The sequence below is a fragment of the Polaromonas sp. P1_G1 genome (assembly GCF_056405595.1).
The window spans coordinates 1-422 of the sequence record NZ_JBFUBU010000216.1 but is presented as its reverse complement, the minus strand read 5'-3'; the positions used below and the strand labels follow the sequence as shown (position 1 = coordinate 422).

At 67.3% G+C, this 422-nt stretch carries 2 protein-coding genes; both read right to left on the bottom strand.

From position 1 onward, the window contains the following. Positions 1-301, bottom strand: a 301-nt coding sequence (locus AC1D1Y_RS26540) for a SulP family inorganic anion transporter (RefSeq protein ID WP_477684973.1), incomplete at its 3' end; no start/stop codon positions are given. 10 nt (positions 302-311) lie between these two features. Further along, on the bottom strand, positions 312-410 hold the full coding sequence (locus AC1D1Y_RS26535; RefSeq protein WP_477684974.1) for a beta-lactamase hydrolase domain-containing protein: 99 nt from the start codon (positions 408-410) through the stop codon (positions 312-314). Between the last annotated feature and the right edge of the window lie 12 nt (positions 411-422).

Here is a 422-nt window from a genome sequence, read left to right as displayed (position 1 = left end):
CAGTGGTGTTGGCGATGGCAAAGGGCTGCAGTGCGCTGGCCGTCATGAGGGCGGCAATGGCCACCGGCCCCACGGCCAGCGTCATGCTGGAGCCAACCAGCGCATAAGCCACCACAGGCAAGATGCTGGCGTACAGCCCCATCTCGGCCGGCAGGCCGGCCAAGAGTGTGTAGGCCAGGCTTTGCGGAATCACCAGTACCGCGACGATGAGCCCGGCCGACACATCGCCGCCCAACCAGGCGCGCTGGTAGTGGCGCAGCCAGTGCGGCAACCAGGCGAAGCGGGTGGCGGCGGGCGGCATGGTGTGGCGCTTATTCGGCCTGGGTCAACGAATACAGTTGGGCCGAGCGTGCGCCTGAGCGGCAAAACGCCAGTACGGGCTGGGGCGCATCTTTCATCGCCTCGCGCATGGCCTGCACCTG

What these genes read in the sequence shown, in the direction of transcription:
- AC1D1Y_RS26535 (WP_477684974.1), bottom strand. Translation starts at nt 410, where the DNA reads ATGCGCGAGGCGATGAAAGATGCGCCCCAGCCCGTACTGGCGTTTTGC.